The following is a 7,401-nucleotide window of genomic DNA, read 5'->3' as shown; positions in this document are numbered from 1 at the left end:
CATAAGACGGTATATTGAAAAGTGCCGCTGTTTCTCTGATAGATGTCCCGTGTTCATTCATATAATAAAGTACATCTAGTTTATACTGGGCTGGGTAGAATGTATAGCACTTTTCAAAGGCCTTTTCACCTGAAGACTCATATCGTCTAATCCACTCACGAAGTACGCTAGGGTTAACTCCTATAGATTTAGCAATTGTTTTTCCACTTTCTGTACCATCTAAATATCGTTTCACCGCTTGGATTTTTTCTTTTGAAGAAAATTTAGCCATAAAAAATGCACCTCCAATTGTTAGGCTGTGTCTAACAATTGGGGTGCACTTCAAAGAGGTACGACTTTTCTTTAATAAATGGTTGATTAACTTTTTAATAAATACGCTTTCCTTCAATTATTCTAACGTTTTCTTCATTACAGTCCATCAATAATCGCCACTTTTAAAATATCTAATTCTTTTACCAAAATGTTATAGTCATCAATTATTTTTGGTTTGTCAATGTTCCGCTTAATATCCAATAAACGGTGCACTTTTGCGGAAGAGTACTGGCCAAGTCTTGAATTATGTTTTCACCAACAAACTTTATGTACTTCTATACTTTCTTCAGGGCGTGTTACTGATTCATCATTTCCAAACAATGTAACCAGTTCATTTTTAATATTTTCTGTATCCCATTTGGTGAAATCTGTCTTACTTATTCATTGCATATTAATACTTCCATAAAAAATATAAGCTCCAAGATCAACACGATGCTTCATCCCCATCGTATCTAAACCTTTATCCTTCCCATGCTCAGAACTTACACTTTTCGTAATCTGCATACTAGTATAATGTCAATCGGATCAATACTAGTCGTCGTATGAACTGAAGCAGGTCCTCTTACTCTAACAGAGACACTAAATTACTATCAATTATCTTACCAGTCTTATAATCCACGCACCATCAAAAGGTGCGACAAGGAGATTTAACATATTAAAGATCTGTGCCTGATTTCAATCCACATGCACCTATATAAGGTGCGCCCTTCCCAAGCGTCCATACTTGCAAGGTATCCTCATTATTTCAATCCACGCACCTATATAAGGTACGACAGTTCGGGCAGGTTGATCCAGCACCTTCTATGCCATTTCAATCCGCGCACCTATATAAGGTGCGACAAGCCCGGTAATCGAAATCGTAAACATCCATAAATTTTAATCCACGCACCTACGTGAGATGCGACCTGCAATTCTTACATAAAATATAACACATCTTTTATTTCAATCCACGTACCTACAAGAGGTACGATTTTTCTTTAATAAATGGTTAATTAGCTTTTTAATAGATACGCTTTCCTTCAATCATTCTAACTTTTTTTCATTACAGTCCATCAATAATCGCCAGTTTTAAAATATCTAATTCTTTTACCAAAATGTTATAGTCATCAGTTGTTTTTGGTTCGTCAATGTTCCGCTTAATATCCAGTAAACGGTGTACTTTTGCGGAAGAGTACTGGCCAAGTTTTGAATTATGCTTCCACCAACAAACTTTATGTACTTCTATACTTCCTTCAGGGCGTGCTGCTGACCCATCATTTCCAAACAATGTAACCAGTTCATTTTTAATATTTTCCGCATCCTCTTTGGTGAAATCTGTATTCCTTACTCATTGCATATGAATACTTCCGTAAAAAATATAAGCTCCAAGATCAACACGATGCTTCATCCCATCGTATCTGAACCTTTATCCTTCTCAGGCTCAGAATTTATACTTTTCATAATCTGCATACTAGTAATGTCAATTGAATCAACACTAGTTGCTGTATGAATTGAAGCAGTTCCTCTTACTCCAGCAGAGACACTAAATTACTATCAAGCATATTACCAGTCCTAACTCACGCGCCTATATGAGGTACGACCGGCACGTATGCTTTTTATATTTTTGTTAATGGATTTCGATCCACCCACCTATATAAGGTGCGACCTATCATTTATGTATCTGATACAGGATCTACAGTATTTCAATCCACGCACCTATACAAGGTGCGACAAAACGCTCCAGCCACACCGTTAAGCGACAGCCTGATTTCAATCCACGTACCTACAAGAGGTACGACTTTTCTTTAATAAATGGTTGATTAACTTTTTAATAAATACGCTTTCCTTCAATCATTCTAATGTTTTCTTCATTGCGGTCCATCAATAATCGTCACTTTTAAACTATCTAATTCTTTTACCAAAATGTTATAGTCATCAATTATTTTGGTTCGTCAATGTTCCGCTTAATATCCAGTAAACGGTGTACTTTTGCGGAATGGTACTGGCCAAGTTTTGAATTATGCTTCCACCAACAAGCTTTATGTACTTCTATACTTCCTTCAGGGCGTGCTGCTGATACATCATTTTCAAACAATGTAACCAGTGCATTTTTAATTTTCTCCGTATCTTCGTTAGTAAAACCTGTCATTTCTGCTAACTGTGTGTTGATACTTCCATAAAAAACATAGACTCCAAAATCAACACGATGCTTCATCCCCATTGTATCTGATCCTTTATCCTTCCCCAGCTCAGAATTTACACTTTTCGTAATCTGCATACTAGTAATATCAATCGGATCAACACTTGTTTCCGTATGTATTGAAACAGGTCCTCTTATTCCAGCAGAGACACTAAATTACTATCAAGCATCTTACCAGTCCTAACTCACACTCCTATATGAGATACGACCGGCACGTATGCTTTTTATATTTTCGTTAATGGATTTCAATTCACGCACCTATATAAGGTGCGACTATCATTTTTCGTGGCGGCACGCTTACGTCCAATATTTCAATCCACGCACCTTTATGAGATGCGACTGCTTAACTAAATCAACATACTTCTTTTTTATAATTTCAATCCACGCACCTATATAAGGTGCGACGGAAGTTGTTTTCCATGGCTGCCGTTTGCTTCTATTTCAATCCACGCACCTATATGAGGTGCGACTTCTTCTAAAGTCTTTACAGACAAATTAACAGGAATTTCAATCCACGCACCTATATGAGGTGCGACACCGATTTGTGTTCAAAATCAATCACAAATACTTTAATTCTATTCAAAAGTATACAAATATTTTTATTAAATAAAGTAATTTGTATAAAAATTATAAATTCACCTCATAAAGTTTAAGAATTCTAGGTGCGAATGTACTAGGAATTTCATGTTTGCTATACATTCGCACCTAAAAAATTAAAGGGCTTTCTAGATCAATTCATTCTTTTACACTAATATGTTCGACTTTATTTTCATAGCTATAACCTAGCTGATAAACAAAAATGGATAGATTTACAATTGCCTTTATATATTAAATCATAATTTACAACAAATTAACTACCTCTTGCCTCTCTATCCACTTATCAAGTTTATTCTTTGTATCGTCATTTAACCGTTTTCTTTTACCAGATAGCATTCTCGAAAGCGTTGAATACGAAATATCAATTTCTTTCGCTAACTCACGAATGCTTTTATTATTCTTATCTTTATACGTGTTCATCTTGTCGATATAAAACTCGATACTATTAGGTATTTCTTGATTTGGTATACTTATTGGCTTCTCTTCAATCACTGGTGGCTTTTCTTCAATCTCAATAATTAATGGTGCCTGTTGCTTATTTTTCTTAGTAATCAACTCTTGTTGTAATTTAACAAGCTCATTTGTAGGAGAAATAATTACTTTTAATTTTAGCCAATAACTCTCAAACCAGTTTTTCCCCTTACACTTTTCTTCATCAATCTCAGGAGAGTACTTCCATTCCTTAATAACTTGGTCCCTCATAAGATCATCTAATGTCTTTTCAAAAACTTGTCTTATTAGACTTGGTTTTCTATTGATACTTATCTCCATTACTTGTAATATCCCTTTAGGACCGCCAATACTATATGAATGTGTTAGATGTTGATATGATTGTTGAATACGCCAACGCCAACTTAGATATCTGGTTAATCTTTTGTGATATCTTTGTTGCTTGCTGTTATACTCTAGTGCTTTCTTAGATAATAAACCTGTTAGTTTTTCAGAACCATACAGATATTTCGATAAAAAGCTACCTGGTGTAACATTCATACTCTCTATTCCTAATGTTCTATCCGTATCAATATCTTTTGCAATGATAATTTCGTCCATTACAAATAGCCTTCTAATTCTTTGCTTTTTATAAGCTAAGGTTTCATTTGGATCCTCTTCATTTAATATCACAATCTCATTATCTTCATTTACATAAATAAAAATGCTGGCAAGGGCAGCTAAACGCTCCATAATCTTTAATCTGTCCTCTTTTCGATAATAAGCTTTACCGTTCTTGATTTGCTTCATATTACACATCTCTAATATCTGCTCATAATGTACAGGCACAATAGTCTTATCATTTTCCGCACTCTTCACCCATAGTTCCGTTACAATATCAAGGCAATCCGCCGTCAAATCATCCATTACTCTAGTTAAAAAAGTAGAATCAATTAGTGTATTCCATCTTTTGAGCTCTTCTCTTTGTAATTTCATATCGCCATCATCATGTGAAGAGACTACCACTAGACTATTTTGTTTATCCTGCAACTGTGCAATACGAACATTCTTATCCTGGTCATCTGTAAACTTATTCTTAGCAATGGTATCTGATAAATGATACATAAATCCTGCATTACTTCGTTCTATATAATCACTTTTGGTCTCTGAATCTAAAGGTAGCTCTTTCGCGGCAACAGGTAGTTTAATCCCAAACTCCATAAATAGATCATCTTTTAAACATTCAAAAATTTCTTCTTTATGATTATCTAATCTGGGAAGAATGTCTATCGCAGATAATCCTAAGACTTCTTTTTTAGAAACCCATTTTACTAACCTTTCAAAAGTCTGTGATGAATAAGTTGAGTTGTATATCTTCTGTAAATCTTTTTCTACATCTTGATAGAATTGTTGCCATTTATTTAAAACTCTTTCACTTCCCTCAACTCCAGTAAATAGAGGGTACGCTATATATAAAGTGTTTTGAAATAGTACTTTTAACTTCTCCACTAATAATCCTCCTAATTGCTTCTAATACAATTATATCAATTGCTACTAATCATTAATACCATTCTACATAGAGTTTCGAAAGTATGTACAGATTAAAGGTAATTTAACCACTCTTAAAAACTGTAACATTTTCCTTTCTATTACCTTACTTTAAGGCATTACTCATTTTCCCATCTTGCGTACTTTTGCTAGATAATACACAACACTAATATAGCATTGTGATTTCTATAAATATTAGACTCATTTTTCTGAATATTATTGATAAATCAGTATTACACTTCCAATTATTTGGTAATAGGATTATATTTGAGATGAATTATTAGATGATAGGGGGATTAAGTTATGAAACAGAACAAACTATGTACAGTGTTATTTTCTGTGGCTTTAATGTTTAGTGTTGTCTTTGCAGCTTTTTCATTTCCAACGGGGGCTAGCGCTCGAGTAATGGATGAGAATAGCGGTACTTACAATGGGGCTAACTATAACCCGCCAAAAAGCAGTGATACTATTAAGTTTAGTGTTACCCCAGGATACGGTCACCTTAAAGTGTACATCAAAAACCGTGGTCAATCTAATCTATATGTTTCACTTAAACATGTAGCTAGCGGAAAAGTATACTTTGAAAACAAAGAAATTAGAGTAGGCGATCCAGCACTAGAATGGAAAAGTAACAAAGAAGGTTTTCCACAAGGCGTTAAAGCTGGTGACTTTGAACTCTCATTTAGTAGTGGTGGTAAAGCAGCATACCTTGACTGGGCTTACAAATCAGCAGATATTATTTGGCCTTAGATAAAGAAGACGGATTTTCCGTCTTCTTTTTTTATATTTACTAAAAATAATATGCAACATCTTTCCCCCGTTGCGTACTCTTCCTGTAAACATGCAACACCTTTCCCATCTTGCGTACCCTTCCTGTAAAACATGCAACACCTTTCCCATCTCGCGTACTCCTACTGTGAAACATGCAACATCTTTCCCATCTCGCGTACCCCTACTGTGAAACATGCAACATCTTTCCTATCTTGCGTACTCCTACTGTGAAACATGCAACATCTTCCCCATCTTGCGTACCCCTCCTGTAAAACATGCAACATCTTCCCCATCTTGCGTACCCTTCCTGTAAAACATGCAACACCTTTCCCATCTTGCGTACCCTTCCTGTAAAACATGCAACACCTTTCCCATCTCGCGTACTCCTACTGTGAAACATGCAACATCTTTCCCATCTCGCGTACCCCTACTGTGAAACATGCAACATCTTTCCTATCTTGCGTACTCCTACTGTGAAACATGCAACATCTTCCCCATCTTGCGTACCCTTCTTGTAAAACATGCAACATCTTCCCTATCTTGCATACCCTTCCTGTAAAACATGCAACACCTTTCCCATCTTGCGTACCCTTCTACTAAAATAAGCAACATTTTTCCCACATTGCGTACTTTTTTCTCTCAACAAGCAACACCTAATATTTAAGTTATTTAATTTCATGTTAAAAAGAAGCAACATTTTTCCCGAGTCGCGTACCTATTTCACTAACAAAACCAGCTATAAACGCTGTTAAATCAAGTGGTTTAAGATATTTAATAAAAAACAATATATATATTACATAAAAATCCTTTCCCAAGTCGCGTACCCATTTTCTCAAAAAAGAAGCAACATCTTTCCCAAGTTGCGTACCAAAAATCAATTGGACTATCTATAAAGTATTGTTATTAAAGGATTTCCCCTAATCTCAATAAATAGCATCATACAAGAAAGGAGCAACACCCCTTCCCAAGTCGCGTACCAAAAAAATTTTTGAACTTTTTTCAAATCCTTTGTGACTCTAAGGCTCATGAGGTGTTGCTTTTTTAAAAAAACTCTCTTAAAGGGCACATTTTTACAAAATTCGTTTTGCTATAATCAAAATTGGTATATTTTATAGTCTTTTGGCATATATTTCTGAATTTGTAGAACGGAGGTGAAAAAGATGGGGAAATCATTTGTAATACGAAATCAACGTAGCTTAAATGGGGAAACAACAAACGCAGTTTTAGTAACACTCAAATCTTGGCAAAAGCTTGTGGAAGCATTTGAAGAGAAGTACTACAGTTATAAAGATACTTATTTAGAAGATATTCTACAGCACATGACATACGAAGAACGTATTGCTGACGTAGAAGGCTTTGTCGAAAAAGCCAAACCATCTTTTTCACGTCGCGCAATGTCTGCACTTGCAGAAAAAACGGGAAGAAAGCATAAATTATATGGTATTACTAATGCTGATCTCGAAGTTTTCTTATATCTGCATAAGAAATGCTTTACTAATGGTGTCATTCCAAATGTAACAATACATATGATGTGGGAAGATTACAAGCAATATAAAGAAGAATTT

At 35.1% G+C, this 7,401-nt stretch carries 4 protein-coding genes and 4 pseudogenes; 2 read left to right on the top strand and 6 right to left on the bottom strand.

Annotation, left to right across the window (positions count from 1 at the left end; all coding sequences use genetic code 11):
* The 5 genes and pseudogenes from C4S65_RS33540 to C4S65_RS33515 all read right to left on the bottom strand — a co-directional run.
* Nucleotides 1-271, bottom strand: a 271-nt coding sequence (locus C4S65_RS33540; protein WP_142391614.1) for a transposase, incomplete at its 3' end; no start/stop codon positions are given.
* 137 nt (nt 272-408) lie between these two features.
* Nucleotides 409-890: pseudogene (locus C4S65_RS35615) on the bottom strand (type I CRISPR-associated protein Cas7); the annotation flags it as partial.
* 464 nt (nt 891-1,354) lie between these two features.
* Nucleotides 1,355-1,833, bottom strand: a pseudogene (locus C4S65_RS33525) (type I CRISPR-associated protein Cas7); the annotation flags it as partial.
* Nucleotides 1,834-2,159: 326 nt separating this feature from the next.
* Nucleotides 2,160-2,641: pseudogene (cas7c, locus tag C4S65_RS33520) on the bottom strand (type I-C CRISPR-associated protein Cas7/Csd2); the annotation flags it as partial.
* A gap of 690 nt (nt 2,642-3,331) precedes the next feature.
* Nucleotides 3,332-5,026 (bottom strand): helix-turn-helix transcriptional regulator, encoded by a 1,695-nt coding sequence (locus tag C4S65_RS33515; RefSeq protein WP_103945919.1) that lies wholly within the window; start codon nt 5,024-5,026, stop codon nt 3,332-3,334.
* A 342-nt stretch (nt 5,027-5,368) separates the two neighbouring features.
* Here C4S65_RS33515 and C4S65_RS33510 point away from each other — a divergent pair, with 342 nt between their 5' ends.
* Complete coding sequence (locus C4S65_RS33510; RefSeq protein ID WP_098223815.1) at nt 5,369-5,815, top strand: hypothetical protein; 447 nt, start codon at nt 5,369-5,371, stop codon at nt 5,813-5,815.
* On the opposite strand, the gene C4S65_RS34840 is transcribed toward C4S65_RS33510, so the two are convergent.
* Nucleotides 5,812-5,949, bottom strand: coding sequence for a hypothetical protein (locus C4S65_RS34840; protein ID WP_181032180.1), 138 nt, complete (start codon nt 5,947-5,949; stop codon nt 5,812-5,814). The two genes, C4S65_RS33510 and C4S65_RS34840, sit on opposite strands and share 4 nt — an antisense overlap.
* A gap of 1,047 nt (nt 5,950-6,996) precedes the next feature.
* On the opposite strand from C4S65_RS34840, the pseudogene C4S65_RS33490 reads away from it, so the two are divergent.
* Nucleotides 6,997-7,401, top strand: a pseudogene (locus C4S65_RS33490) (hypothetical protein); the annotation flags it as partial.

The organism is Bacillus sp. ok061 (genome assembly GCF_900108285.1).
Taxonomy (GTDB): domain Bacteria; phylum Bacillota; class Bacilli; order Bacillales; family Bacillaceae_G; genus Bacillus_A; species Bacillus_A thuringiensis_S.
Note: the sequence above shows the minus strand (reverse complement) of the source record. Positions and strands in the feature narration are given on the sequence as shown.

What these genes read in the sequence shown, in the direction of transcription:
- C4S65_RS33510 (WP_098223815.1), top strand. Translation starts at nt 5,369, where the DNA reads ATGAAACAGAACAAACTATGTACAGTGTTATTTTCTGTGGCTTTAATG.
- C4S65_RS34840 (WP_181032180.1), bottom strand. Translation starts at nt 5,949, where the DNA reads ATGTTTTACAGGAAGGGTACGCAAGATGGGAAAGGTGTTGCATGTTTA.